We start from the raw sequence: 23,996 nt of genomic DNA, 5'->3' as shown, positions 1-23,996 counted from the left end.
TCCGGCTCGCATGCCTGAAAATGGAGGCAGGCATTAAATCTTCCCATCGTTACGGTGATGGCATCAAAATGGCAGTGCACTAAACTGACGGCTTTGATAGACGCTGCTTTCGTCGGCAATGGATCGTCTTCGGCGACCATTCACCGCTACCCCGAAGCCGCCCGGATAGTCGACGAAGACTGCGGCGACACGCTCAACCGCATCGCGCAGCTCAGCGCGATGCGGTGGCTCTTGATAGAGGAACAGGCCGATGATGATGGCGATCGCGATCGGCAGCACCAGTGCCTCCAGCGCAGAGTTGACGATGGTCAGCCCCTCGACCGCCGAAAGTACCGAAATCGCGGGCGTCGGCATCGCATCGCCTTAGAACAGCGAAGCGGCAAGCACTCCGAGCATGTGCCGGGCCGCACCGAGCCTGCGACCCTGCACATGCCGCGCAATGAGCGCGAGCAGCGCGAAGGAGTCGCCCTCGCCCTTGTTGCCGGCCCACATCGCCACGAGCAGATCTTTAAGCTTCACGATCAGCATCAGCACAGGAAGCGGATCGCAGGGGCCAAAGTCATAGACGAGGGTGGTGTCGGCGGTCGAAGCGCCGGAATGTGGGTTATGCATGCGCCTTCATGTGCGCCCGATGGGCATAAAGATTCCATGTGGATTGCGGATCACAGTACCCACAACGGCTTGGCGTGCAGGCCATTGTGGCGCATCTTGCGCCGTTTTCGCACGTGTAGCGCACCGGCCTGCCGCTTTCGAACTCCACCACCTCCGGATAATACCGGCGCTCGACCTCAACGATGCTCCGCGGGGGCGGCTGTCTGTCGCCCGCCGGTTCCGTCGCCCTGGCGGAGGGCGCCGCAGCAAGGGCTATTCAAAAGATCGGATGCATGGCAGATTCCCAGCGACTGACGGTGGTTCAGAAGGAGCGGACAAAGGCGATGCCGATCAGCCGGTGATCGAGCTTCGGTCCTTGGTCGTCATCGAGAGAACCCGTCAGCGCCGTATAATCGGCGCGGATCGCGTTGCGGTCCCAGTGGTAGGAAAGGCCCAGCCCATATGCGAAGTCGTCGAAGTTTTCCGTTTCCCGCGCTCCTTTTGCTTCGAGCGGAACAGTGCCGATGTAATAGCCTCCACGAGCGTGAAGCGTGACTCGATCGCCGACCGGCAGACGCGCGACCGCAAAGGCAGCGGCGTAGCGATCGAGGATCAGGCGCGAGCCCTCAGATGGATCGTGCAGTTCTGGCTTGAGCACGGCAAGCGAGCCCTCCGCCTCGATCGCCAGATAGCGGTTGAAGGCATATCCCAGGCGCAGCTGGAGATGCCCGCTATCCCCGTCGAAGTCGCCCAATTCGCTGCCATCGGTCGCGGCATGGGCCACGCTAGCCGATGCATAGGCTCCGGCATCCTGAGCCCGCAGGGCCGAGCCCGGGACGGTGAGGGGCAACACCAGTGCCAAGCGGACCACTGCGGTGGGAAATCTCAATTTTTTTCATGCGCTCAACTCCTTGTATGATTGGCCGGTCACGGTCGCACTGTCCGCGCCTTCAGAGCGATGCGCGGAGCACCCGTTCGGCTTCGTTGGCAAAGTCTTGCGCGCTGCGGCCACCGCCCGGGATGCTGCACAAATCGCCGCGTTCTTCTGCGGTCGCATTCCGGCACGCCGCTGCGAGCTGGCGGGTATTGTCCATCAACCGCATCCGCATCTGGTCCACCCGGCCCTGCAGTTCTCGCTGGCGGCGGTCGATCTCCTGATACCGCCGGTTAAGCTCGCTATAGCCTTCCTCGATCTGCCGGCTGGTTCGGTCGATCTCACTGCCCCATTGCGGGCACTGGTTGGCAACCGTGCCAGACCGGGTACAGTTCTTGTTGTAGTTGCTGATCGTCCAGTCGAGGTTGGAAGAAATCGACTTAAGCTGTTGCTCCTCGCGCTCGATCTCCCGGAACTCACTCTGGTTCCGGTTCTGCTCCCCCATCATCTGATCGAGATTGCCAAGCGTCCATTCGACCTGCGAGCGCGCGTCCCGGATTTCCGCAGCCTTAGCGACCGCAGGTGTCGACTGAGCCAAAGCAAACGCGCCGAGTGCCAGCAGCGCGTGGCGATATTGTTTGGGTTGCTTCATGAGTTGGTCCTCATTCATTGTTTGCGAAATTGCCTACCGCCGCGCGCAGTGGGGGATCAGCGGTTGGGGCTGGCGACATCGATCGCGCCGATTGCGATCAATCCGCTTTCCACGATCAGGGAGAGATCGTTTGATCCAGATGGCGTCGAATAGAGACGGGTTGCCGGGCTTCCTGCGACGTCAACGCCTGCAGAAAATACCAATCGGGATGAATCCGGGGCCCAGTGAAGACTCTTCACGTCATAACCCGGGATTTCAAATATGACGGGACTGAGGTCGCTTACGCGAACGCGTATAAGCTCAATGAGCCCGTTATCGATGGTATCTGCAAGGTAAGCGATCCACTTGCCATCGGGCGACCAGGCGTAGTCGATCACATTCTTCCCGCCTTGTAGCGAAGGGGAGACCCGACGGGGTAGATCAGTGTCCGTGAGCGCAATAAAAAGGTGGCGGTTGTTGGGTGTATCGATCTTGCCGAGGAAGGCGATCAGGCCGTCGTTGGCCGGATTAAAGCGGATATCGAAGATCTCTTGCGGCGTTCTTGCCATTTCGGTCAGTGTCCTGACGGTGCCGTTGGTTAGGTTCCGGGTGCGGAGCGTGCCGCTAAAGAGGCCATTGTTACGCTCGATATAGGCGACGACATTGCCGGTGCTGTCCCACGCACATGTATCGTTCAGATCCGAGTTCTCAGTGATCAGGAAGTCGAACTGTCCCGAATTGGGGACATTTCGATAGGACAGGCGAAAATCGGTCCCGTTGGGCGAAACGGCAAAGCAAACCTTGCTGCTGTCGCTCGACCACTTCCCGTTTCGGACTTGGCCACTTGCCTCGCGCTGCAGGATCGCTCCGGAACTGCCATCGATCGCATAGAAATTGTAACCGTTGGGAGTGCTTTCCACGCCGGCGGCGGATGCTCCGAAAGTCTGTGTCAAAACAAACCTGCCATCAGGCGAAACGGTTGGATTGGTAATCGACACAGAAGGCGGATTGCCCAGGCTGCCACTTATCCGGGCGCGACCGCTGCCATCAGGCTTGACGACATAGATTTCCTCAGCCTCCACCGGGTTCACCTGGTTGAAATTGCCCGCATAGACGAGCCGCTGGCTGTCTGGCGCCCAGTCAAAGCTGCTGACATCGCGCTGACTGTCCTGCGAAACCTTTATTGGAGTTCCGCCTTCGATTGGCACGACGTAAAGCGCGAAGGTCGCCGCGGACCGGTCCTTAGCGATGAAAGCGACCTGCCTGCTGTTCGGGGAGACTTTAACGTCCCGCACATCAGCGCCGGCCGCGAAGCCTTCCGACAACAGGCGAAAGCCGTTCCGTGTGCTGTCCGCTCCACGCAGCGAGAAGGTCCCCTGGGTTGAAGAGCCCGAAAACACTATGTCGATTAGCCCGGATGGTGTCGGGGAAGGCGTCGGCGCGGGCGTGGGCACGCCACCTCCTCCTGTCGGGGGGGCGCTGTTGCCGTCTCCACCTCCACATCCGGTAAGGCCCATCACCAACGCAGCAACCAGGGCGTACCGCGCCGCTCCCTGCTTTTTGACTGCGTTTTTCATAGCCTTGCTCCCATCCCTGCCCACCAATGGAGCGTTCACGAGTGCAAGCAGCGAGAGGACGCCAAAACGATCACCGTCGGCCAAAATTATTGACCGACCTTGCAAATTACGGAAAAAATACCGCTTCCGCTGGGGGGCTTTTCGATTGGACAGCGATAGCGACATCACGCGCCTGCTCGGCGAATGGCGTGAAGGCGACGACGAGGCCGAAGAGGCGCTGGTCCCGCTCGTTTACGAAGAACTGCATCGTCAGGCCCAGCACCTGATGGCGGGGGAACGTGCCGGACATACGATCCAGCCGACGGCCCTGGTGCACGATGCCTATCTCAAGCTGCGCGGTTCGAATGTCGACTGGGCCGACCGGACGCATTTTTTCGCCCTCTCCGGACGGCTCATGCGCCGACTGCTGGTCAACCACGCCAATGCCCGGACTGCCAAGAAACGCGGTGGCGGCGACGTGCGGGTCACGCTGAACGAGGGGCTGGCCCAAGGCGGCGATACCGATCTTGCGATCATCGAGCCCGACGAGGCCCTGCAGGCGCTGCGCACAGTCGATCCGGACAAGGCACAATTGATCGAGCTGCAATATTTCGGCGGCCTGTCGGTCGGCGAGATGGAAGAATACACCGGGCTGTCGAGCGCAACGATCGGCCGCCACCTGCGTTTTGCCCGCGCGTGGATCCGTGATTTCATGGTGGATGGCACGGACTGATCGATTCCTCGCGCCGCTGCTGCTTGATGGGCTGGGAGGGCCTCAATGACATCGGGCGACATGACTGTTCTGGAAGCCGCATTCGACCGGGCTATCGGTCTCGACGATAGCGAGCGAGCGGCATTTCTTGCAGAATTTGCGCGCCAGCACCCCGGCCTTGTGGCCAAGCTCGCCGCGCTCCTTGCCGCCGATACCAGCGCGACCGATTTCGGCAGTCCCATCGTCCATTCGATGGAACGGCTGATCGAAGAAGGCGCCGAGCGCGTTATTGGCTACGAATTCGGTCCGTGGAGGGCGATCGGCACGGTCGGGTTCGGCGGTATGGGCGCGGTCTATCTGGTCGAGCGCAGCGATGGTTCCTACGCACAGACCGCCGCGCTCAAACTGATGTCGCCCCATCTCGCAACACGGGGCCTCGCCTCGCGTTTCCTTCGCGAACGCCAGATCCTTGCCAGCCTCAACCACCCCGGGATCGCGCAATTGGTCGACGGCGGTTCGACCGAGGATGGCGATCCTTGGCTGGTCATGGAACTGGTCGAAGGACAGCGGATCGATACCTATTGCAAGGAACACGGGCTGGGTTTGGCTGCGCGGCTGGAATTGGTGCGCCAGACCTGCGAGGCGGTCGATTACGCGCACCGCAATCTCGTAATCCACCGTGACCTCAAGCCGTCCAACATCCTGGTCACGCCGGCAGGGCAGGTAAAAATCCTCGATTTCGGCATTGCCAAGCTGCTCGAGCCCGAGGATGCGCCCACCGACATGACGCTGGCCGACAGGCGCGTCCTCACACCCGATTTTGCAAGCCCTGAACAGGTTCGCGGCGAGCGAGTGACCGTGGCGACCGATGTTTATTCGCTCGGAATGCTGCTATACCGACTGCTCACGGGCAAATCGCCCTACGCGACCACCGCCGATGCCACGCCCTTCGAAATCGAGCGCGCAATACTCGATGAGGAGCCGAGCCGACCCAGCACGGTGGTCTTGGGTGCAGGCCAGGAGGAAGGGCCGCAATTCCTGCCGCTGGGGCCCGACCAGTTGCGGCGCAAGCTACGCGGCGATCTCGACAATATCGTCCTGAAGTGCCTGCAGAAGGAACCCGGGCGCCGGTATGGCGGCGCGCGGGCGCTGGCCGACGATCTGGAGCGATATCTTACCGGACGCCCGGTCGAGGCGCGCGGCGATGCCTGGACCTATCGCGCGCGCAAGTTCATCGGCCGCAATGCGATCGGCGTTGCGGCCACGACAGTGGTGGTTGCAGGTGCTGCCGGTTTCGGCATCTACCACACCAGCCGGTTGGCGGCCGAACGCGACCGGGCCGAATTGGCCGCGCAGCAAGCGACCGAGGTTTCCGACATTCTCACTCAAACCTTCGCCAGTGCATCGCCCTTCGTCGCACAAGGCGATGAGGTCAGCGCGGTCGACCTGCTCGATGCGGCAAGGTCCAAGATCGCCGAGCTGGACGGACAACCCGATCTGCAGGCGCGGCTTCTCGTCGTTATTGGTGAAAGCTATCGCGGTCTCGGCAAGCACGATCAGGAGTACGCCGTCTTCCGGCAGGCCCTCGCGGCTGCTCGCTCCGCATCCGAGCAGGACACCGCGACCCTCATCGACATCTACAACGGCTTGGGCGAATCCCAGCGTCATCTTGGCGATATCGAAAGTTCCATGGATCACCGGCGCCGTGCGCTCGGGCTTTCCGAACGTTTTTATGGCGCCGATCATCCCGAGACGGCCAATATAAGGGCACGGATCGGGGCGACGCTCTCTTCTGCCGGGCGATGCGATGAGGCCATGCCCTTGCTAGGGAGGGCGACCGACGAGCTGGCCGGGGAGACGGGCGAATTCGCCGCACTCAGATTGAATGCGCTGGGCGTACTCGCCGTATGTCACGATACGCTTGGCCAATATGCCGAAGCAGCAACGATCGGTCGGCGCATTGTGCGCGAATCCGAGGAAACTCTCGGCCCGCTCGAACCAAACACGATTATCCGACTGGGCAATCTGGCGCTGGTCCTGAGGCGGCAAGGCAAGCTCGATGAAGCCGCGACACTGTTCAGCACGGTCATCAGTCGCGTCGACAAGGCGCTGCCCGAAGAGCACGCAGACCGCGCCGACTATCGCAACAAGCTCGGCAATGCGCTGCAGAAGCTGGGCCGCTTCGACGAGGCGGAAGAGGCTTTTGCCGAAGCGGAGAACTTGACTCGCAAATACGCCGAACCGGATGGCGCCGCGGCTGCCGCCAATGCCTATTACCGCGGCAGCTTCTACCGGGATATCGGTAAAACCTCGGGTGCCATTACGGAATTCGCGCAGGCGATCGCGATCTCGGAGAGATTGCAGGGCAGGAATTCCTACCTTGCGACGATCAGCAGGATCAATCTGGCGGGCGCGCGGCTCGATGCGGGTGACCTTTCGGGCGCGAGCCGGACGCTAGCCGAGGCAGCACCGTCGCTGGCCGGTGTGGGTGTCGACCATCAGGACAATGCCCGGATCGTCCGGGCCAGGCTTGCGAGCGAGCGGCGCGACTTCACCAGCGCCACGCGGATTTTCGAGCGCGTGCTTGCCCGGCAGGAGGAGACACTCGGACGGGGTAACCCGATGCTGGTCCCGCTGCTGACCGACATGGCGGCGCATTTTCGCCGCGCGGGTGACGATGCCCGGGCTGTCGCGCTTGCCGGACAGGCGGTGGATTTGGGTGCGAAATCGCTGCCCGCAGGCAATTGGCTCACAGCCCTCGCGATGGCGGAACAAGCCCTCGCTCTAAACCGGACGGGGCGCCGCGAGCCCGCGATACGCATGGCGCAGCGCGCTCGCGGCGTGCTGGTGCCGTTGCTTGGCGCCGACGACAGGCGCGTCGTCCGGTTAAGCTCGATCCGCTGACCAGCTTCGGCCGAGAGGTCGATGCGATTTGTCGAGAAACTTCTGCGCAAGTGATCGAACGGCGCGCGTTTCGCTGCTTCCGCAGCGTACGACAATCAATGCCGCATGCGTCACCTAGATTTAACTGCAAAGAGGGATTTCGACATGAAGCCTGCCATCATTTTCGCCGCAGCCGCCCTGTTCGCGACCGACCTACCGCTGGCCGCGCAGAATATCGAGAATACTCAATCCTACGAATGGTTGATGCGCCAGCCAGTCCCGGTGACAACTGGCGACATCACTGACCGCCCCTATCGCGTAATCGGGCACATCACCAAGGGGGTGCATAAGGCCACGATCTTCCACGCCGACCCTTCGCACGATAAGGTCATGCGCGAGCTGTGGGAAAAAGCCCGCAAGATGAAGGCCGACTCCGTCATCTATGCCCAGTTTGGCGAAGCGCGAAACCGTGGTTTCGTTAAGGGCGGTCGCGATGCCCGCGGTACTGCGATCCAGTTTTTGAGAGGCGAGGAGCTGCGCGCTTGGCAGGAGCAGCATAGCCCAACACCTCAGTAAGATCGCCGTTGTGCATGGTCACAAGATACCAGAGCGAGAAGATTTCTTTCAACGCCCGAGATTTCAGTTCTTTTTCATAAAACCGTACAGTCGGCAAGCGGAACAAAAACTGATGTTGAATGAGGCAGCTGGCGCACCCGACAGGATTCGAACCTGTGGCCTTCGCCTTCGGAGGGCGACACTCTATCCAGCTGAGCTACGGGTGCTTTGTGCTTACGCGATGCTTACGCGGAAAGAATTGCGATGTGAACCCAAACCTTGCGATCATCTAAGCCACTAAATTACTTACCAATTCCTTCAAAACTTTCCACCCAAACCGGCTTGACACCTGCCTTCGGAGGGCAGCGCTCTATCCAGCTGAGCTACGGGTGCCTGCACGCCATGCGGGCGAGCGGGGCGCTTAGCAAAGCCGGCCGGGGCTCGCCAGCCCAAAACGACCCGGCGCGAACGGTGCGCCGCGCGTTAGGCTTTTCATAAGACTGGCGACCTATTCCAGAACACCATGAACGCGCCATCACACGAGTTCGATCTGGCCCAGGCCACCATGCTCCCACCCGCCTCGGCGGACGGGCTGCGGACGGCTCCCGACCTACACCTGCTGACCGAACAATGGGAGGCGGTCCATGAGGCGGCGGGCGCGATCGCCGCACTTGCGCAACTCGCGCATGAACCGCCCGCACCCGCGATCGCCGCGCTGCCGCAGCGCGCTGCACGGATCGGCGGCTGGACTTACGAAATGACCGCACGCGGGATCGACGATCTCGCCGCCTTCATGCAACCCGGCCTGCGCGCGCTGCTCGCGCTCACCGCCAAGGGCCAGGATACCACCGCCGCTGCGCTTACGCTGTGGCGCGAGTTCCACACCGCGCGCACCGCGCTGCTGGAGCTGTCCGAAGCCGGCTGATCGCCGCCGAGCGCGTCGGAAGGCCTCGAGGCCTTGACCGTGTTCGCACTATGTTCCAAATCGCGGGCATGACGGATTCGCAAACGGAAGCCCAGACGGCGGCCATTGTTGCGCGCGGGATCGCGCGGCTCTTCGCGCGCAACGACATCTGGTGCCTCGCGGAAATGCCGCTGCGCAACGGACGCCGGGCCGACCTCATGGGGGTCGATCCCAAGGGGCGCGTGATCATCGTCGAGATCAAGGTCCAGCGCGGCGACCTGCTCGGCGACGGCAAGTGGCCCGACTATCTCGACCATTGCGACCGCTTCTTCTGGGGCGTCCCGCCGCGGCTCGACCGCGGCCCGCTCGAAGGCGCGGATTACCGTCCCGATTGCTGCGGGATCATCGTCGCCGACGGCTATGACGGCGAGATCCTGCGCCCCGCCCCGCTCCAGCCGCTCGCCGCGGCGCGGCGCAAGGTCGAAGTCGAACGGCTCGCCCGCGCCGCGCTGCGCCGCGCGACCGTGGCGCTCGATCCGCATTGCGCGCCCTGGGGCACGCCTGAATAAACATCCCCTGTATCGCGCGGAGCCGCGCGCAGCTAGGGTCGGCCCGCGATGCTCACCGCCATCATCCTGTCCGCGCTTGCCATGACCGCGATCGTCGCGCTGCGCTATCTGGCGACCAGCGGCATTTTCGCGCTGGTCACCGACCGTGTGCGTCCCGGCTATCACGCGAAGCTGGGGGCGCAGATCCGCCGCGAGATCGGCTGGTCGCTCGCCTCCGCAGCAATCTACGGCATTCCCGCAGGCGTGGTCGCCTGGGGCTGGCAGGACCGCGGCTGGACGCAGATCTACAGCAGATGGGACGCCTACCCGCTGTGGTATCTCCCGCTCGCCCCGCTGCTCTACCTTCTGGCGCACGACACCTGGTTCTACTGGACGCACCGGCTGATGCACCGCCCGGCATGGTTCCGCGCCATGCATGCCGTGCACCACGCCAGCCGCCCGCCGACCGCCTGGGCAGCGATGAGCTTCCATCCGTGGGAGGCGCTGACCGGCGCGATCGTGATCCCGGCGCTCGTCTTCCTCGTCCCGATCCATGTCGCCATGCTCGGCCTCGTGCTGCTGGTCATGACGGTGATGGGGGTGACCAATCACATGGGCTGGGAAATCTTCCCGCGTCGACTGGTTCACTCGGGGTTAGGAGGATGGCTGATAACCGCCAGCCACCACCAGCGTCATCACGAAGAGTATCAATGCAACTACGGCCTCTACTTCCGCTTCTGGGACCGGGCATGCGGGACCGATCGCGGGCTCAGCGCCTCCGCCTGAGCCGCGCCGCGGTACTCGCGCTGTTGCCGCTCGGCACGGCGCTCGCCGCCGCTGCGCCGATCGACCCGGCTGGCGCGACGATCACCGTCACCGTGACCGGTCTGCGCAATGCCGAGGGCGTGGTGCGCGCCTGCATGACCACCGACGAGGACCGCTTTCCACGATGCCGCGGAGTGCCGGGCGCCTATGGCGCGACGACCGAGGCGCAGGAGGGCAATGTGACCTTCACCTTCACCGGCGTGAAACCCGGTCGCTACGCCATCGCGCTGCTCCACGACGAGAACGCCAACGGCAAGGCCGATCGCGCGCTGGGCATGATGCCCAAGGAAGGCTTCGGCTTCTCGCGCGATGCCAAGGTGCGGATGGGGCCGCCGCGCTTTGCCGACGCCGCCTTCGACGTGGGCAGCGAGAACCGCGCGATGACGATCCACATGCGCTACATGCTGTGAAATCCCCCCGCGCCGATAGGCGCCATGGTTAACGCACTTAACCCTATTTTTACCTCGCCACCTGCATAGGTTTTTCCGAATAGGCAGACCCCGCGAAAGGTGGACGCAGTGATAGACAGGCTGGGCGGATTTTTCGGCTCGCGCGAAGCGGAAGACGACTTCGACGATGCGGGAGTCGAAGACTACGACGCCGATGTCGAAGCGCCGCCTTCCCCCGTCGGGCAGGACGAGCGCCGCATGCAGGTGCGCGCCTACAACCACTGGGCAAGTCTGCTGGGCGACCGCAACTTCCCGCATATCGACGATCTGCATCCCGATACGCTCGAGGATTTCGGCCCCTATTCGGTTCTGCTCGACCTGACGCAGGACATCGAGGATCCGCGCCTGCGCTACGTCGGCGGCGAACTGGCTGACGAATGCAGCGCGGAGGGATCGCTTTCGCATCTTTCCGCAGTTCCCAGCCGCTCGGTGCTCAGTCGCCTGACCGATCACTACATGCAAATCCTGGCGAATCAGGCGCCGATCGGCTTCGAGGCGGAATTCGACAATGCGGTCGGCGCCAGCGTGCTCTATCGCGGCATCTTGCTGCCCTATTCGAGCGACGATACAACGGTCGACCACATCTACGGCGTGATCAACTGGAAGGAGATGGCCGACCGCCAGACCGCCGACGCGCTGCTACTCGAGCTCGACCAGGCGCTGGGCAATTCGGAGGAAGAATTCGAGCCTGCCTATGCGGACAGGCTCGAAACCGCCGAGACGTTCGGCGGGTTCAGGGACGAGGATGTGCTCGAGCTGGGTGGCGCCGAGATGATGGAACTCGCCGGCGCCGACGGCGCCCTGCCGCGCCCGGCCTTCGGGACGATGGAAGGCTCGGAAGGCGATTTCACGGCGCCGAGAAATTCCGCCCCGCTCGCCGCGCGGCTCGATGCGCTTGGCAACCCGATCGGCGGCTATGCCGCGCATGACGAGACCGACGACGAAGACGAATTCGACGGCAGGATGAAGACCGCCGCCGACTACGGCCTGCCCGACTGGGACGAGGAGGACGAAAGCGAGGACGACGTCGATGATGTGGTCGACCCGCTCGCCGACGAAGAGGCATCGAGCAGCCTCGTCGCGCTGGTCAATCGCGGCGACCGTACCAAGAAGAGCGTCGACCTCTCGTTCGGCGAGGGCGTGCCCGTGCCGGATGCGGGCGAGAATGATTCTGCCGCCCATCGCATTCCCGAGGCCTATGTTCCGCCGCCCGCACCGATGGTCGAGGCTCCGGTGGCCGAGACCGACGATGCGAATACCGGCGATCTGTCCCCCGCAACCGACGAATTCGAACAGATCGAGGATTCCGCCCCCGACTGGTCGGACGATTCCGGCGCGCCCGAGAACCTCTACGACGCCCTCGCCGCGGCGCGCGAACTAGCGCAGGCGGCGCAGAACACCGAGGATCGCAGCCGCAAGACGCTCTACGAGGCGGTCGGCCGCGCCTACGACTTCAGCATCGAGGCCCAGAGCGACCCCGCCGGTTTCGACGAGCTCCTCACCGAGAGCGGGCTGACCATCCAGGATCGGGCGCCGATGACGCCGGTGGTGAAGCTCGTCTTCGGCGCCGATTACGACAAAACCCGGCTGACCGAATACGCCGCCGTGCTGACGCATGGCCACCGGCTGGGCATCGAGCGCGGCAAGCTCGCGAGCTTCCTGCGCGAGGCCGAAGGCGGCCTCAAAGGCGTGGTCCAGGCCGAGCGCGCCGCGCGCAAGGAAGAGCAGGGCAAGCCGGCCGGGCACAAGAAGACCGTCCGCGCCAAGCTCGCAGAGAAGCTGCGTGCGCTCGACGCAGTCTCGCTCGCCGAACTCGACGAAGAGGGCGCCGAATTTGCGCTGGTGATGGTCCGGCGCACCGCCGACGGCGCGATCGAGATCATTGGCGAGGTGCCAGAGGACATCCCGCTGGTCGAACGCGCCGCGCGCAAGCTGCTCGACTAGTCCGAAAGGTCGACAAAGCCCTTGTCGCCCGTGCGCGACAGCGGCTAGCCCCGGGCGCGATGCGCAAACGGGAGTGCGAGACCACATGAAGATCCTGCTCGGCGGCCTCGCCGCGATCCTATTGGCAGGAGTCCTGCTGCTGCTCGCGATCCGCAACAACGGCCCGGCGGTGCTCGATGCCGTCGACCGGATGACGGGCGGAACGCGCGGCGTCAGGCTGGTGGCAAACACCCGCTACGGCCGGGACCCGGCGCAGAAGCTGCGGATCTATGCGCCTGCTGAAGCAGACGGCCCCCTCCCGGTGTTTCTCTTCGTCCATGGCGGGAGCTGGAGCTGGGGTGATCCCGACGACTACAATTTCATCGCCCGTGCGATCGCGCCGGCGGGCTTCATCGTCGTGCTTGCCGGATACCGGCTGGGCGAGGAGGGGCGCTACCCCGCCATGCTCGAGGACACCGCTGCCGCTGTGACCGAGACCGCCCGGCTCGCGCCGCGCCTTGGCGGCGATCCCGACCGCATCGTCCTGGCCGGCCATTCGGCGGGCGCCTACAATGTCGTGCAGGTTGCACTCGAGACCAAATGGCTGGCCGCGAGCGACGTGGAACCGCGCGGGGTGATCGGTCTCTCAGGCCCGTACGACTTCTATCCCTTCGACAAGCCCTCGAGCCGCGCCGCCTTTGGATCGGTAGGGGCCGGCGCCGAAAGCCAGCCGATCAGCCACATCCGCGCCGATGCGCCGCCCATGCTGCTGGTCCACGGCGAGGACGACACGCTGGTCAGGCCGCGCAACACGCGCGCACTGGCACGGGCGCTGGAACAGGCCGGGGCACCGGTCGAAACGCGTATCTATCCCGGATTCGATCACAATGCGCCGCTGATCTCGCTCGCCAGCCCCTGGCGCCAGCGGCGCGATGTCGATGGTGCGGTGGTGGATTTCGCCCGCCGCGTGAGCGAGGTTTCAGTTCCGGTTCAGGCCGAAACGCCTTAGGCTCGACCTCAATGCGCCTGACCTCCCGCCTGCTCGCCCTGCTTGCCGCCGCCGTGCTCGCGGCGCAGCCCGTCGCCGCTCAGAGCATCTTGCGCGATGCCGAAACCGAGGCCTTCTTCCACGAGATTTCCGCCCCGTTGATCCAAGCCGCCGGCCTTCAGCCGGACAATGTCGATATCGTCCTGATCAACGACCCGTCGATCAACGCCTTCGTCGCCGGCGGTCAGACCGTGTACATCCATTCGGGACTGATCGAGGCCGCCGATAGCGCCGAGGAAGTTCAGGGCGTGATCGCACACGAACTCGGCCACATCACCGGGGGGCACGTATTGCGCTATGGTGAGGGTGCGGCAGCGGCGACGAAGATCTCCCTGCTGTCGATGCTTGCCGGGATCGGTGCCGCCCTGGCCGGGGCGGGCGAAGCCGCCATGGGGATCATGGCGGCCGGCCAGCAGGCCGCTATGGGCAAGTTCCTCGCCTTCAGCCGGACGCAGGAATCCTCCGCCGACTTCGCCGGGGCGGATTTTCTCTCCAAGGCGGGGATTTCGGGCCGCGGATCGCTCAGCTTCTTCGGCAAGCTGCTCAACCAGGAATTTCGCTACGGCTACAGCCAGAGCGACGAGGCGGGGTTCTATCGCACCCACCCGTTGTCGGGTGACCGTATCTCGGCCCTGCGCGAGGTCTATGAAAAGGACCCTGCGTGGGATCACCCCGCCAACGCCCGCAACCAAGCCCATTTCGAGCGCGTGAAGGCCAAGCTGGTCGGCTATATTTCCAAGCCTTCGGCGACGCTGCGTGACTATCCCGAGACCGACCGGAGCGTGCCTGCGCTCTATGCGCGGGCCTATGCCTATCACCAGAACGCGCGCGTCGACCTGGCGCTCGCGGCGGCCGACCAGCTGCTCGAGGTCGACCCCGACGATCCCTATTTCCTCGAGCTCAAGGGGCAGGTGCTGCTCGAATCGGGCCGCCCCGAGGATGCGCTCGATCCCCTGCGCCGCGCCACCGAGCTGACCAATGCCGAGCCGCTGATCGCCGGCCTATTCGGCCATGCGCTGATCGCCACCGAGAACAAGGACAATTACGAAGAGGCGGAGCGCGTGCTGCGCGCCGCCGTCGGTCGCGATCGACAGAACCCCTTCGCATGGTACCAGCTCGGCGTGGTCTATGCCGCGCGCGGCGATACCGCCCGCGCCCGCCTGGCCTCGGCCGAACAGCAGGTCATGAGCGGAGAATACGGGCTCGCGCTGCGCAGCGCGCAGGCGGCCGAGGCCGGGCTCGATCGCGGCACGCCCGACTGGATTCGCGCTCAGGATATCGGCATGCAGGCGCGCGCGCTGATCGAACGGCAGTGCGAAATGGAGCGTGGGCGCGATTGCGCGCCGGGCTGAGCGACGAAGGATCATCATGAAGAACCACCTGCTGACCGCGCTGATCGCGCTGGTGTTCGGCTTTGCCGGCGCCGGCCTGTGGTCGCTCTCCGGTCTCGGCAACGGCCAGACACGCAAATATCTTGTCGCCAATCCCCAGATCCTGCCCGACATGGCCGAAGCCTATCAGCGCGAGCAGGCGAAGGACCGGCTGGCGCAGGTTTCGGGCGAGGTGAAGCAGCCCTTCCCCGGGGCGGTGCTCGGCAATCCGAAGGGATCGAAGGTGCTGGTCAAGTTCACCGATTACGGCTGCACCTATTGCCGCCAGTCGATCGCGGGCACCGACAGGCTGATCGCCGAGGATCCCGAGCTCAAGCTGGTAATCCGCGAATGGCCGATCTTCGACGGCAGCGAGCAGGCCGCCCGCATGGCGCTCGCCGCAGCGAAGCAGGGCAAATACGATGCCTTCTTCCATGCGATGTTCGAACAGGGCCCGCCGAGCGCGGCAAGCATCGAGCGCGCGGCGCGGATTGCCGGGCTCGACCTGGCAGCTGCGAAGAAATTTGCCGATTCGGAGGAAGCGACGGCGGAGCTCGCCCGGAACATGGCCTATGCCCGCCAGCTGCAGTTCAGCGGCACGCCGAGCTGGATCGCGGGCAATGAAGTGATCGAGGGGCTGGTGCCGCCCGAACGGCTCGCCGAGGCGCTCGACGCCGAGGGCTAGGCGCCTATTCCTCTTCCATCGCCTTGGCGTACATCGAGGCGAGCGGCTTCGCCATCACCCGGCGCACCATCGGCTCGAAGAATTCGAGGCTCTCGCTGTCGTAGTCGGGATCGAAGGCGGACTGGTCGTATTTCTCGCAGAACTCGCGGCACGCCTCGAAATGCGGATTGTCGCGGAATTTCTCGCGCGCATTCTGATCCATGCCGAGGAAGTGGAAGTAGTAATAGCCCTGGAAGGCGCCGTGGTTCTGGCAAATCCAGTGCACTTCCTCGCTCACGAAGGGCTTGATGATCGAGGCGGCGACCTCGGGGTGGTTGTAGCTACCCAGCGTGTCGCCGATGTCGTGCAGCAGCGCCATCACGACATATTGCTCGTCGCGCCCGTCGCGATGCGCGCGCGTAGCGGTCTGCAGCGAATGTTCGAGCCGGTCGACCGGGAAGCCCCCGAAATCGCCGTCGAGCAGTTTGAGGTGATCGAGCACGCGGTCGGGCAGGCCCTGGGCGAAGGCGCGGTATTCGCCGCCGATGATGGCCCAGTCTTCCGCCGTGCCCTGTTTCATCTCGCGGAACCTGGCGCGCTCGGCCCCCGCCTCGTCGATCGTTTCCTGCACGCCCATCGCTTCTCTCCCTCGTTTCGCCTGTCGCGGCCATTCTAGCGACTGGTGCAACGCGTCGCAATTGCGCTAGAGGGGCGTGCAAATGGCAGTACTGCCCATTCGACCTACGCCGTTCTTCGCCAACAAGAACCAGGCGTTCTGGAACCTCCAGCTGGGCGGCTGGGGCGGAGCCGCCATGCTGCGCGCCATGTCAGCTTTGGCCAACGGCCAGCCGCCCGACCGCCTGGTGATCATCCTCATCGCGACGATCACCGGCTTTTCGCTAAGTCTGATCCTGGCGGTGGTCTACGGCCAGCTGATCAAGCAGCGCCCGCTGGTGACCTGGGGGGCGACCGCGCTGGTACTGGTGTTCGCGACCGGCATCTATGCCTTCATCGACAGCTGGGTCCTGCAGGTCGCGGGCGCGGCGACAGACGGCAATTTCGTCAAGCTCTTCGTCGGCATGTACTTCATCGACCTGACGCTGCTCGGAGCCTGGTCGGCGCTCTATTACGCAATCAATTTCTTCCTTCAGGTGGAAGAGCAGGCCGACCGTCTCGAACGCCTGGAAGCGCAGGCGACCAGCGCGCAGCTGGCCATGCTGCGGTATCAGCTCAACCCCCATTTCCTGTTCAACACGCTCAATTCGATCAGCACGCTGGTGCTGCTGAAGCAGAGCGAAACCGCCAATGCTATGCTCACCCGCCTGTCGAGCTTCCTGCGCCATACGCTGGTGACGCAGCCGGGCGGCAAGGTCAGCGTGGCGCAAGAGGTCGAGACGCTGCAGCTCTACCTCGGCATCGAGCAGATGCGCTTCGAGGAGCGCCTGCGGACGACCTTCCGCGTCGAGCCGCAGGCGGCAGACGCACGCCTGCCCGCCATGCTGCTGCAACCGCTGGTCGAAAACGCGATCAAATACGGCGTCAGCCCGCAGGAAGAGGGGGCGGAAATCTCGATCGTCGCCCAGGTCGTCGGGCCGCGCCTTAGGGTAACCGTGTCGGATACCGGGCCAGGCATGACGATGAACGATATCGAGGACGGGCTGCCCGCGGTCCGCCCGACGCATGCCCGCCGCGATTCGACCGGCGTCGGCCTGACCAATATCCGCGACCGGCTGGCGCAGGCCTATGGCGAGGAACACCGCTTCGAGATCCGCTCCCCCGAGAGCGGCGGCTTTTCCGTCCTCATCGAGCTGCCCTACGAAACCGAAGAACAGGACGAGGCGTTAAGCGCGCCGCAATCCGCACCCGCGCAGCAGGGCGCCCGAACGCAGAAACCCTCGGCTCCCCCGGCCGTTCTCCCCTCATCATTACCCCCGAAAGCACACCAGACGACATGACCATCCGCACCATACTCGTCGACGACGAAAAGCTCGCCATCCAGGGCCTCCAGCTTCGCCTCGAACCGTTCGAGGACGTCGAGATCATCGCCACCTGCCAGAATGGGCGCGAGGCGATCCGCGCGATCAAGACCGAAAAGCCCGACCTCGTATTTCTCGACATCCAGATGCCCGGCTTCGACGGCTTCTCGGTCGTCCAGGGGGTGATGGAAATCGACCCGCCGCTGTTCGTATTCGTCACCGCCTTCCAGGAACACGCGATCCGCGCCTTCGAGGCCAATGCGGTCAATTACCTGATGAAGCCGGTCGACGAGGACAAGCTTGCCGACACGATCGAACGCGTGCGCCAGCGCCTCACCGAAAAGAAATCGACCGAAGAGGCAGAGAAGCTCAAGAGCGTGCTATCGGAAGTGGCCCCCGAAGCGGCGGAGGAACTTGCGGGCGAGGACGCCGAGACCGCGAGCCGCTACGAGAAGCTGATCAACGTCAAGGATCGCGGGCAGATCTTCCGCGTCGAGACCGACACGATCGAGCACATCGAGGCCGCGGGCGATTACATGTGCATCTATACCGGCGACAATTCGCTGATCCTGCGCGAGACGATGAAGGACCTCGAACGCCGGCTCGACCCGCGCAAGTTCCAGCGCGTCCACCGCTCGACCATCGTCAACCTCGACCAGGTCCGGCAGGTCAAGCCGCATACCAATGGCGAGTGCTTCCTCGTGCTCGACAGCGGAGCGGAGGTGAAGGTCAGCCGCTCGTACCGTGACGTCGTGGCGCGCTTCGTCCACTGATGGCGTTCGCTCTCGACGGCTTCGACCTCGACCGGTTCGTTCGGGAAACGCTGGCGGAGGACCTCGGCGAGGGGCTGCCGGGCGGCGGGATCGACGTGACCAGCGAGAGCGTGATCCCAGCCGAGGCGCGCTTCTCCGGTGTGATGGACACACGCGATGCCATCGAGGTTGCGGGGCTTCCCGTAGCCGAGGCCTTCTTTCGCGCACTCGATCCGGACATGAAGATCGGCATCCTCGTCGAGGAGGGCGCGAGCGTGCCGGCAGGCACCGATCTGATGCGGCTGGAAGGCAATGCCCGCGCGATGCTGACCGCCGAACGCAGCGCGCTCAACACCGTCCAGCACCTCTCGGGCATCGCCACCATGGTGGCACACTACGTCCGCGCGATGGACAATCCCGGCTGCACACTGCTCGACACGCGCAAGACCATCCCGGGTCTGCGCATGCTCGAGAAATACGCCGTGCGCATGGGCGGCGGCGCGAACCACCGCATGGGCCTCTGGGATGCGGCGATGATCAAGGACAACCACGTGCTCGTCGCGGGCAACGTCGGCGAAGCCGTGCGACGCGCGGTCGAGGCGGGGGTGAAGGACATCATCTGCGAGGTCGACCGGATCGACCAGATCGAGCCCGCGCTCGAAGCGGGTGCCACCCGTCTGCTGCTCGACAACATGGAGCCCGACACGCTGCGCGAGGCGGTGGCGCTGGTGGCCGGCCGCGTGCCGACCGAGGCGAGCGGCGGGATCACCCTTGCCACTATTCAGGCCAAGGCCGCGACGGGCGTCGATTACGTCTCCGTCGGACGCCTGACGCAGAGCGCGCCCGCTGCCGACATCGGTCTCGACTTTACGCCGCTGTGATAGCCCTCCATGAGTGAGGTCAAAGGACTGTGGAGGGAAACCGCATGAAACCCGCTTCGATCAGGACGTTCGACTGGCTGTTCCTCGGATCGCTCGGCGTCACAATGCTTGGTATCCTCCTCAGCTTCGGCACGCTGTCGGCACAGGCCGAAGCCGAATTCGCCGCCCAGGGCCTGCCCGAGATGGGCACCGGCATGCTGGTCGGCGCCCTCCTTCTCAGCCTCGCGATCAACCTGGGCCTGTGGTTCCTGATCTCCGTCCTGCGAATTGGGCTCGCCCGATGGGCGCTCGTCCTGCTCACCGCGTGGTCGGTCCTGACCACGGTGAGATCTCTGGAATCGGGCTTCGACAGCTCGATGGCCTGGGGCCTCCTTGCCACGGTGATGACCGTGACGGCGATCTGGTTCCTGTTCCGCCCCGACGCCAAGGCCTGGTTCGCCGGCGCGCGGGGCGAAAGCGGCGAATAGCCTAGCCGCCACCCGACGGTCCGGCATGTTCCGCCGCGCCCGACAATCACGGATTCGCCTCCTCACAGACCTTTACCTCCCCCGCAGTTTGTTGCATCTCCAGCGAGCAAATGGGGGAGACGAGGGGTGAAGCCGAGTTCGATCAAGCTGTTCGACGTCCTGTTTCCGATCGCGACGCTGCTGGTCTTCGCTTCCGCAGTACTCAGCTTCGCCGGACTCGAAGAGCAGGCCTTGGCGGGATTTGACGGTGTAGGCGAGGGCGCGCGCGGAATGGCCATCTGGATGGTCACCGCCTCGATCTTCATCTTCCTGCTGCTCGCGAGCATCCTGTGGACCACCATCTCGCTGCTTCGGATGGGCATCATGCGCTATGTTCTGGTCCTCGTCGTACTTTATGCGCTGTTCCAGAACTATCGCGAGCTCACCGTCCTCGGACCGAGTGCCGGCGCCTGGTTGGATCTCGCCGCGAGCCTTGTCGCCGGGGCGGCGGTTGCGATCCTGTTTCGACCCGACGCCAAGGCATGGTTTGCCGAAAATCCCGACGACCGTGCCACGCCCTAGGCGGATCGCGCTCGCCTTTCTCGCGGTCGGGCTGCTCGACGCCGCGCCGCTCGCCGCACAGCACTACCAATGCCGTCTGCCACGAATGCTCGACCTGCCCAGGGTCGAGGCGGAGGCCCCGCCGCGGGTCCTGCCGGTCACGGGCTATACGCTGGCGTTGAGTTGGAGCCCTGAATTCTGCAAGCCACGCAAGCGCCAACCGGCCCATGCGCGCCAGTGCAGCGGACAGGCGGGGCTGTTCGGTCTGGTGGTGCATGGGCTGTGGCCCGAGAGCGGGCGAAGCTGGCCGCAATGGTGCAACGCGGCGCGCGAGCCACTGCCGCGCGAGGTGGCAACGAACATGTGCCTGACGCCTTCAGCAGCCCTGCTCGCGCGGCAATGGGCGAAGCACGGCGCCTGCATGACCAAGCGCCCGGCAACCTATTTCAAAGTCACGCGCATCCTGTGGCAGGGCCTGCGCCTTCCCGATCTCGACCGCGTGAGCCGCGAGAAGGACCTCACCGCCGGGACCATTCGCACCCGTTTCACCGATGCCAATCCAGACTGGCCGCGCGAAGCGGTGGGCGTTCACCTGAATGCGCGCGGTTGGCTGGAAGAATTGCATCTCTGCTACGACAAGCGCTTCATGCCCGCCGCCTGCGACCGTCGACGGTTCGGGGCGCGGGACGACGCCGATGCCAAGATCTGGCGGGGTTTGTGAGGGACGCCGGCCCCGCCGCCGTCAGCGCCGCTCCCTGAAGAACTCGCGCAACAGTTCCGCCGCATGCCCCTCGCCCATGCCCGCATAGACCTCGGGCCGGTGGAGGCACTGTCGTTGCTCGAACACGCGGGCGCCGTGCTCGACCGCGCCCCCCTTGGGGTCGCTTGCAGCGTAGTAGAGCTTGCCGATCCGTGCATGGACGATCGCACCGGCGCACATGGCGCAAGGCTCGAGCGTGACCCAGAGCTGGCAATCGGTGAGGCGTTCGTCGCCGAGCGCCTGCGCCGCGCGGCGAATCGCGAGAATTTCGGCATGCGCGGTCGGATCGTGCGTTTCGCGCGGAGAATTATGCGCCTCGGCGATCACCTCGCCGCCGCGCGTCACCACCGCCCCGACGGGCACCTCGCCGAGGGCAGCGGCCGCTTGCGCGAGCGCGAGCGCACGGTTCATGGGTTGCGGAAGGGTCCAGGCGCTCATAGTGCGGACGCGCTAGCCCCCGGAGGGCGGACGCGCAACGTGCTTGACGATTCGCACCCTCGCCGCTATGCGCGCCGCTTTCCGGGACAAGAACGGACCCACGTTGCCGCGAGAGCAGCACGGGAAAGCTCGCCCGCCCATTCGAACGAGAGACGTATCATGTCGCGCATTTGCGAACTCACCGGCAAGGGCCGCCAGGTCGGTCACAATGTGAGCCACGCCAACAACAAGACCAAGAAGGTCTTCCTGCCGAACCTGCAGAACGTCACGCTGATGAGCGAGAAGCTCGACCGCAGCTTCAAGTTCCGCGTATCGACTCACGGCCTGCGCTCGGTCGAGCACAATGGCGGCCTCGACAACTGGCTCCTGAAGACCAGCGACGAGAAGCTCTCGGCCAACGCGCTCAAGGTGAAGCGCGAGCTGAAGAAGGCCGTCGCAGCCTCGTAAGGCCTGACGCGCGCTCCGGCGCCGCAGCGAGAATTCGAAAGGCGCGCGAGGGCTACTCGCGCGCCTTTTCGCGTGGATTCCACCTTAGCTTGAGCAGCAGCGTGCGCTGGAACGACATCGAATTGTCGTCCGAGATCAGCCAGACGTGCCGCCCATCGTCGTCGTCGGTGACCGCGATCCCCTCGTAATTGTCCTTCGGGATCGAATTGCCCAGTTCCGCGAGCAGGCGTGCCCGGACAATGCCCCGGTCGTCGCGGTGGTCGATGTCGAGCAGCGCCAGCGCGGTGTCGAATGTGGGCGGGATGCCCCACACCAGACGCCGAAGCAGGACCAGCGCCTTCCCGTCTTCGAGCGGGGTCGCATCGACCGGACGATAGCCGCGCGGGACCTCGACCACGAGGCTCTCGGGATGCGGGTCGTCGATCGGATCGCCGGCGAATAGCAGCGCCGCATGATGGTGCCCCCGCCAAAGCTGGGCACCCTCCTCGATCACCAGGAATCGCCCGTCGGACAGGCGCACGAGACTCTCCGGTCCGGCGTTGTCGTCCCAGCGGCGCATGGCGCGCGGATGGACCTCGCCATCGGGTCGATACTCTGCGTCGAAGCGGACGATCGACTGGCGGTATTCGAAGCCGCCCCACACCGTGCCGCTGGACGGATCGATCGTCAGCGATTCGAGGTCGCGCCCCTCCTTGATACTCTCTTCGTTGTCGTGGAATCGGCCAAGCACGCCCGGCAGCCTGCTGCGGTCGGGCCGTTCGAAGACCATCCGGCGCCCGCCATCGGATCCCGCGAGGAAGCGCTGGTCGTCGAGCGCGACCATTGCAGACCAGCCGCGGAACTCCAGGCGGTCTCCGGTCAGCTGCCAGGCCGCGACCGGTTCGAAAGGTCCCGCGTGCGTCACCCCGACGGCGAGCGGAGTGATGCTCACCAGCGGCTCGAAACGGTACGGCTCGACGGGCACGCGCAACCAGGTGCCGGGCGCGAGCGCGGCAGCGAGCAGTATGGCGAGGACGAGACGCTTGCGGCGCATGGGCAAAGGGCGGTGTTGGACGCGGGCGGCCGGGCGTCAAGCGCTCAGCGCATCGGCCCGGTGAATAGCAGCGGATCGAGCCGAGCATTGCGCCATTTGAGACTCCAGTGGAGATGCGGGCCCGTCGCGCGGCCGGAAGAGCCGATGTCCCCGATATGCTGGCCTTGCGTCACCCGGTCGCCCTCTTCGACATAGAGTCGCGAGGAATGGAGGAAGGCGCTGTTGAGCCCCTGCCCGTGATCGATGATCAGCAGCTTGCCCTCGAGGCTGAAATCGTCGACCGCGAGCACCACCACCCCGTCGGCAGGCGCAACGTAGGCGGTGCCGCTCGTGCCGGTGGTGATATCGATCCCCGAATGGTAGCTGCCCGGTTCGCCGCGATAGATCCGCTGCGAGCCGAAGCGGCCCGAGATGCGCCCCGTGACCGGCCAGATGAAGTCCTGCTGCCACCCTCGCGCACCGGTTTCTTTCAGCCGTGCATTCCAGATGGCGTCGAGTTCTGGCTGGCGAATCTTCATGAACGCCGCCGAGGGTCCGCCCGGCGTGCGGGCTACGTTTACGTGCTCGATCTCCCAGTCGCGTGGCGCAATGGCGAGTGGGCTTTCGATGCGCCGCCCGTCCGCGAAACGAGCAACGAGCTTGATCGCCGGCGCGGCATCGCGGTCGAACGCGGCGAAGAAGCGTCCGGCCTCGTCGAATGCCAGTTTGTCCTCGCCCAGCGTGGCCTCGACCGTGGCTTGAGGAACGATCCCGCGAATCCAGCCGCCCTGTTCGAGCTCGCCGGCGAAGGTGAACACCGAAGGACGGAGCGGAGCCCTCTCCGGGGTCGGGCGCGGAGTGGGCGCAGGGGCGACACGCACGGGCTGCACTACCTTGGCGGCGCCCGAAGACTCGGGCTCGGCAGCGGGGACGCAGGCGGTGGTGAGCAGAAGGAGTGGTGCAACCCTCGTGAAATTCACAGCGCCAGCCGCTCGGTCGCGAGCTGGGGGCTGGCATAGGCCTCCTGGTGCTCGACCGACCAGTAGCGCAGTTCCTCCAGCGGGATCGGCACGCCACTCATCGCGCAGAAGACATGGCTGCCCGCGCGCAGTACGCGAAAGCCCGAGGGGCCGTAGTGCAGTTTGGCCTCGCCGTTCGACGGACCCGAATTCTTGTTCATCAGCATGGTG

The 23,996-nt window shown here is 64.7% G+C and carries 26 protein-coding genes, 2 tRNA genes and 1 pseudogene; 18 read left to right on the top strand and 11 right to left on the bottom strand.

What is annotated here, in order from left to right:
- Positions 1 to 63: 63 nt before the first annotated feature.
- From ACN4E0_RS04760 to ACN4E0_RS04745, 4 genes and pseudogenes are all read right to left on the bottom strand, one after another.
- Positions 64 to 528: pseudogene (locus tag ACN4E0_RS04760) on the bottom strand (KUP/HAK/KT family potassium transporter).
- A gap of 385 nt (positions 529 to 913) precedes the next feature.
- Positions 914 to 1,444, bottom strand: coding sequence for an outer membrane beta-barrel protein (locus tag ACN4E0_RS04755; protein WP_419566283.1), 531 nt, complete (start codon positions 1,442 to 1,444; stop codon positions 914 to 916).
- Positions 1,445 to 1,541: 97 nt separating this feature from the next.
- Positions 1,542 to 2,117, bottom strand: a complete 576-nt coding sequence (locus ACN4E0_RS04750) for a hypothetical protein (RefSeq protein ID WP_419566132.1) — start codon at positions 2,115 to 2,117, stop codon at positions 1,542 to 1,544.
- Positions 2,118 to 2,173: 56 nt separating this feature from the next.
- Positions 2,174 to 3,673, bottom strand: a complete 1,500-nt coding sequence (locus ACN4E0_RS04745; protein ID WP_419566129.1) for a hypothetical protein — start codon at positions 3,671 to 3,673, stop codon at positions 2,174 to 2,176.
- 145 nt (positions 3,674 to 3,818) lie between these two features.
- Here ACN4E0_RS04745 and ACN4E0_RS04740 point away from each other — a divergent pair, with 145 nt between their 5' ends.
- From ACN4E0_RS04740 to ACN4E0_RS04730, 3 genes are all read left to right on the top strand, one after another.
- Positions 3,819 to 4,385, top strand: a complete 567-nt coding sequence (locus ACN4E0_RS04740) for an ECF-type sigma factor (RefSeq protein WP_419566126.1) — start codon at positions 3,819 to 3,821, stop codon at positions 4,383 to 4,385.
- 60 nt (positions 4,386 to 4,445) lie between these two features.
- On the top strand, positions 4,446 to 7,268 hold the full coding sequence (locus tag ACN4E0_RS04735; protein WP_419566123.1) for a protein kinase domain-containing protein: 2,823 nt from the start codon (positions 4,446 to 4,448) through the stop codon (positions 7,266 to 7,268).
- Between the two features lie 144 nt (positions 7,269 to 7,412).
- Positions 7,413 to 7,823, top strand: coding sequence for a hypothetical protein (locus ACN4E0_RS04730; protein WP_419566121.1), 411 nt, complete (start codon positions 7,413 to 7,415; stop codon positions 7,821 to 7,823).
- A 129-nt stretch (positions 7,824 to 7,952) separates the two neighbouring features.
- Here the strand turns inward: ACN4E0_RS04730 and ACN4E0_RS04725 are convergent.
- Both ACN4E0_RS04725 and ACN4E0_RS04720 read right to left on the bottom strand, forming a co-directional pair.
- Positions 7,953 to 8,029: transfer RNA gene (locus tag ACN4E0_RS04725), tRNA-Arg, on the bottom strand.
- Positions 8,030 to 8,047: 18 nt separating this feature from the next.
- Positions 8,048 to 8,190: transfer RNA gene (locus ACN4E0_RS04720), tRNA-Arg, on the bottom strand.
- A 135-nt stretch (positions 8,191 to 8,325) separates the two neighbouring features.
- On the opposite strand from ACN4E0_RS04720, the gene ACN4E0_RS04715 reads away from it, so the two are divergent.
- From ACN4E0_RS04715 to ACN4E0_RS04680, 8 genes are all read left to right on the top strand, one after another.
- Positions 8,326 to 8,727: a hypothetical protein gene (locus tag ACN4E0_RS04715; protein WP_419566119.1), complete on the top strand. Its 402-nt coding sequence runs from the start codon at positions 8,326 to 8,328 to the stop codon at positions 8,725 to 8,727.
- A gap of 68 nt (positions 8,728 to 8,795) precedes the next feature.
- Positions 8,796 to 9,275: an MmcB family DNA repair protein gene (locus ACN4E0_RS04710; protein WP_419566117.1), complete on the top strand. Its 480-nt coding sequence runs from the start codon at positions 8,796 to 8,798 to the stop codon at positions 9,273 to 9,275.
- A gap of 48 nt (positions 9,276 to 9,323) precedes the next feature.
- On the top strand, positions 9,324 to 10,040 hold the full coding sequence (locus ACN4E0_RS04705) for a sterol desaturase family protein (RefSeq protein WP_419566115.1): 717 nt from the start codon (positions 9,324 to 9,326) through the stop codon (positions 10,038 to 10,040).
- Positions 10,004 to 10,489, top strand: coding sequence for a DUF2141 domain-containing protein (locus ACN4E0_RS04700; protein ID WP_419566113.1), 486 nt, complete (start codon positions 10,004 to 10,006; stop codon positions 10,487 to 10,489). Before ACN4E0_RS04705 ends, ACN4E0_RS04700 begins: the two co-directional genes overlap by 37 nt.
- Before the next feature lie 108 nt (positions 10,490 to 10,597).
- Positions 10,598 to 12,472: a hypothetical protein gene (locus ACN4E0_RS04695; RefSeq protein ID WP_419566112.1), complete on the top strand. Its 1,875-nt coding sequence runs from the start codon at positions 10,598 to 10,600 to the stop codon at positions 12,470 to 12,472.
- An 85-nt stretch (positions 12,473 to 12,557) separates the two neighbouring features.
- Positions 12,558 to 13,460 (top strand): alpha/beta hydrolase, encoded by a 903-nt coding sequence (locus ACN4E0_RS04690; protein ID WP_419566110.1) that lies wholly within the window; start codon positions 12,558 to 12,560, stop codon positions 13,458 to 13,460.
- 11 nt (positions 13,461 to 13,471) lie between these two features.
- On the top strand, positions 13,472 to 14,851 hold the full coding sequence (locus ACN4E0_RS04685; RefSeq protein ID WP_419566109.1) for a M48 family metalloprotease: 1,380 nt from the start codon (positions 13,472 to 13,474) through the stop codon (positions 14,849 to 14,851).
- Between the two features lie 16 nt (positions 14,852 to 14,867).
- Positions 14,868 to 15,554, top strand: a complete 687-nt coding sequence (locus tag ACN4E0_RS04680; protein WP_419566107.1) for a DsbA family protein — start codon at positions 14,868 to 14,870, stop codon at positions 15,552 to 15,554.
- A 4-nt stretch (positions 15,555 to 15,558) separates the two neighbouring features.
- On the opposite strand, the gene ACN4E0_RS04675 is transcribed toward ACN4E0_RS04680, so the two are convergent.
- Positions 15,559 to 16,170 carry an HD domain-containing protein gene (locus ACN4E0_RS04675; RefSeq protein ID WP_419566103.1) on the bottom strand — a complete coding sequence of 204 codons (612 nt, stop codon included), beginning with the start codon at positions 16,168 to 16,170 and terminating at the stop codon, positions 15,559 to 15,561.
- An 82-nt stretch (positions 16,171 to 16,252) separates the two neighbouring features.
- Between ACN4E0_RS04675 and ACN4E0_RS04670 the strand changes: the two genes are divergently transcribed.
- From ACN4E0_RS04670 to ACN4E0_RS04645, 6 genes are all read left to right on the top strand, one after another.
- Complete coding sequence (locus tag ACN4E0_RS04670; RefSeq protein ID WP_419566100.1) at positions 16,253 to 17,488, top strand: sensor histidine kinase; 1,236 nt, start codon at positions 16,253 to 16,255, stop codon at positions 17,486 to 17,488.
- Positions 17,485 to 18,282, top strand: a complete 798-nt coding sequence (locus ACN4E0_RS04665; RefSeq protein WP_419566098.1) for a LytR/AlgR family response regulator transcription factor — start codon at positions 17,485 to 17,487, stop codon at positions 18,280 to 18,282. The genes ACN4E0_RS04670 and ACN4E0_RS04665 overlap by 4 nt, the downstream gene beginning before the upstream one ends.
- Positions 18,282 to 19,142 (top strand): carboxylating nicotinate-nucleotide diphosphorylase, encoded by an 861-nt coding sequence (gene nadC / locus ACN4E0_RS04660; protein WP_419566094.1) that lies wholly within the window; start codon positions 18,282 to 18,284, stop codon positions 19,140 to 19,142. The genes ACN4E0_RS04665 and nadC overlap by 1 nt, the downstream gene beginning before the upstream one ends.
- A 44-nt stretch (positions 19,143 to 19,186) precedes the next feature.
- Positions 19,187 to 19,609, top strand: coding sequence for a hypothetical protein (locus tag ACN4E0_RS04655; protein ID WP_419566091.1), 423 nt, complete (start codon positions 19,187 to 19,189; stop codon positions 19,607 to 19,609).
- A 126-nt stretch (positions 19,610 to 19,735) separates the two neighbouring features.
- Positions 19,736 to 20,170, top strand: a complete 435-nt coding sequence (locus tag ACN4E0_RS04650) for a hypothetical protein (protein WP_419566089.1) — start codon at positions 19,736 to 19,738, stop codon at positions 20,168 to 20,170.
- Entirely contained in the window at positions 20,157 to 20,870 is a 714-nt protein-coding gene (locus ACN4E0_RS04645; protein ID WP_419566086.1) for a ribonuclease T2 family protein, read from the top strand. The genes ACN4E0_RS04650 and ACN4E0_RS04645 overlap by 14 nt, the downstream gene beginning before the upstream one ends.
- 21 nt (positions 20,871 to 20,891) lie before the next feature.
- Here ACN4E0_RS04645 and ACN4E0_RS04640 read toward each other — a convergent pair whose 3' ends face one another.
- Positions 20,892 to 21,347, bottom strand: coding sequence for a nucleoside deaminase (locus tag ACN4E0_RS04640; protein ID WP_419566085.1), 456 nt, complete (start codon positions 21,345 to 21,347; stop codon positions 20,892 to 20,894).
- Between the two features lie 159 nt (positions 21,348 to 21,506).
- Here ACN4E0_RS04640 and rpmB point away from each other — a divergent pair, with 159 nt between their 5' ends.
- On the top strand, positions 21,507 to 21,794 hold the full coding sequence (gene rpmB / locus ACN4E0_RS04635) for a 50S ribosomal protein L28 (protein WP_370190163.1): 288 nt from the start codon (positions 21,507 to 21,509) through the stop codon (positions 21,792 to 21,794).
- 52 nt (positions 21,795 to 21,846) lie between these two features.
- Here rpmB and ACN4E0_RS04630 read toward each other — a convergent pair whose 3' ends face one another.
- The 3 genes from ACN4E0_RS04630 to ACN4E0_RS04620 all read right to left on the bottom strand — a co-directional run bounded on the left by ACN4E0_RS04630 (position 21,847) and on the right by ACN4E0_RS04620 (position 23,992).
- Positions 21,847 to 22,827 (bottom strand): esterase-like activity of phytase family protein, encoded by a 981-nt coding sequence (locus ACN4E0_RS04630; protein ID WP_419566281.1) that lies wholly within the window; start codon positions 22,825 to 22,827, stop codon positions 21,847 to 21,849.
- Positions 22,828 to 22,871: 44 nt separating this feature from the next.
- Entirely contained in the window at positions 22,872 to 23,624 is a 753-nt protein-coding gene (locus ACN4E0_RS04625; protein WP_419566083.1) for a M23 family metallopeptidase, read from the bottom strand.
- Between the two features lie 158 nt (positions 23,625 to 23,782).
- The gene (locus ACN4E0_RS04620; protein ID WP_419566081.1) at positions 23,783 to 23,992 is read right to left on the bottom strand and encodes a DUF2093 domain-containing protein; all 210 of its coding nucleotides are present in this window, start codon (positions 23,990 to 23,992) and stop codon (positions 23,783 to 23,785) included.
- Positions 23,993 to 23,996 lie beyond the last annotated feature (4 nt).

It is taken from the genome of Qipengyuania sp. (genome assembly GCF_048550555.1).
Taxonomy (GTDB): Bacteria; Pseudomonadota; Alphaproteobacteria; order Sphingomonadales; family Sphingomonadaceae; genus Qipengyuania.
The sequence above is the reverse complement of the archived record's forward strand: the minus strand, read 5'-3'. Positions and strand labels throughout refer to the sequence as shown.

Excerpts from the sequence above, each read along its gene's own strand:
- ACN4E0_RS04690 (WP_419566110.1), top strand. The coding sequence starts at position 12,558 with ATGAAGATCCTGCTCGGCGGCCTCGCCGCGATCCTATTGGCAGGAGTC.
- ACN4E0_RS04620 (WP_419566081.1), bottom strand. The coding sequence starts at position 23,992 with ATGCTGATGAACAAGAATTCGGGTCCGTCGAACGGCGAGGCCAAACTG.
- ACN4E0_RS04665 (WP_419566098.1), top strand. The coding sequence starts at position 17,485 with ATGACCATCCGCACCATACTCGTCGACGACGAAAAGCTCGCCATCCAG.
- ACN4E0_RS04745 (WP_419566129.1), bottom strand. The coding sequence starts at position 3,673 with ATGAAAAACGCAGTCAAAAAGCAGGGAGCGGCGCGGTACGCCCTGGTT.
- ACN4E0_RS04730 (WP_419566121.1), top strand. The coding sequence starts at position 7,413 with ATGAAGCCTGCCATCATTTTCGCCGCAGCCGCCCTGTTCGCGACCGAC.
- rpmB (WP_370190163.1), top strand. The coding sequence starts at position 21,507 with ATGTCGCGCATTTGCGAACTCACCGGCAAGGGCCGCCAGGTCGGTCAC.
- ACN4E0_RS04710 (WP_419566117.1), top strand. The coding sequence starts at position 8,796 with ATGACGGATTCGCAAACGGAAGCCCAGACGGCGGCCATTGTTGCGCGC.
- ACN4E0_RS04685 (WP_419566109.1), top strand. The coding sequence starts at position 13,472 with ATGCGCCTGACCTCCCGCCTGCTCGCCCTGCTTGCCGCCGCCGTGCTC.
- nadC (WP_419566094.1), top strand. The coding sequence starts at position 18,282 with ATGGCGTTCGCTCTCGACGGCTTCGACCTCGACCGGTTCGTTCGGGAA.
- ACN4E0_RS04670 (WP_419566100.1), top strand. The coding sequence starts at position 16,253 with ATGGCAGTACTGCCCATTCGACCTACGCCGTTCTTCGCCAACAAGAAC.
- ACN4E0_RS04750 (WP_419566132.1), bottom strand. The coding sequence starts at position 2,117 with ATGAAGCAACCCAAACAATATCGCCACGCGCTGCTGGCACTCGGCGCG.
- ACN4E0_RS04640 (WP_419566085.1), bottom strand. The coding sequence starts at position 21,347 with ATGAGCGCCTGGACCCTTCCGCAACCCATGAACCGTGCGCTCGCGCTC.
- ACN4E0_RS04735 (WP_419566123.1), top strand. The coding sequence starts at position 4,446 with ATGACTGTTCTGGAAGCCGCATTCGACCGGGCTATCGGTCTCGACGAT.
- ACN4E0_RS04715 (WP_419566119.1), top strand. The coding sequence starts at position 8,326 with ATGAACGCGCCATCACACGAGTTCGATCTGGCCCAGGCCACCATGCTC.
- ACN4E0_RS04630 (WP_419566281.1), bottom strand. The coding sequence starts at position 22,827 with ATGCGCCGCAAGCGTCTCGTCCTCGCCATACTGCTCGCTGCCGCGCTC.
- ACN4E0_RS04705 (WP_419566115.1), top strand. The coding sequence starts at position 9,324 with ATGCTCACCGCCATCATCCTGTCCGCGCTTGCCATGACCGCGATCGTC.
- ACN4E0_RS04680 (WP_419566107.1), top strand. The coding sequence starts at position 14,868 with ATGAAGAACCACCTGCTGACCGCGCTGATCGCGCTGGTGTTCGGCTTT.
- ACN4E0_RS04700 (WP_419566113.1), top strand. The coding sequence starts at position 10,004 with ATGCGGGACCGATCGCGGGCTCAGCGCCTCCGCCTGAGCCGCGCCGCG.
- ACN4E0_RS04655 (WP_419566091.1), top strand. The coding sequence starts at position 19,187 with ATGAAACCCGCTTCGATCAGGACGTTCGACTGGCTGTTCCTCGGATCG.
- ACN4E0_RS04675 (WP_419566103.1), bottom strand. The coding sequence starts at position 16,170 with ATGGGCGTGCAGGAAACGATCGACGAGGCGGGGGCCGAGCGCGCCAGG.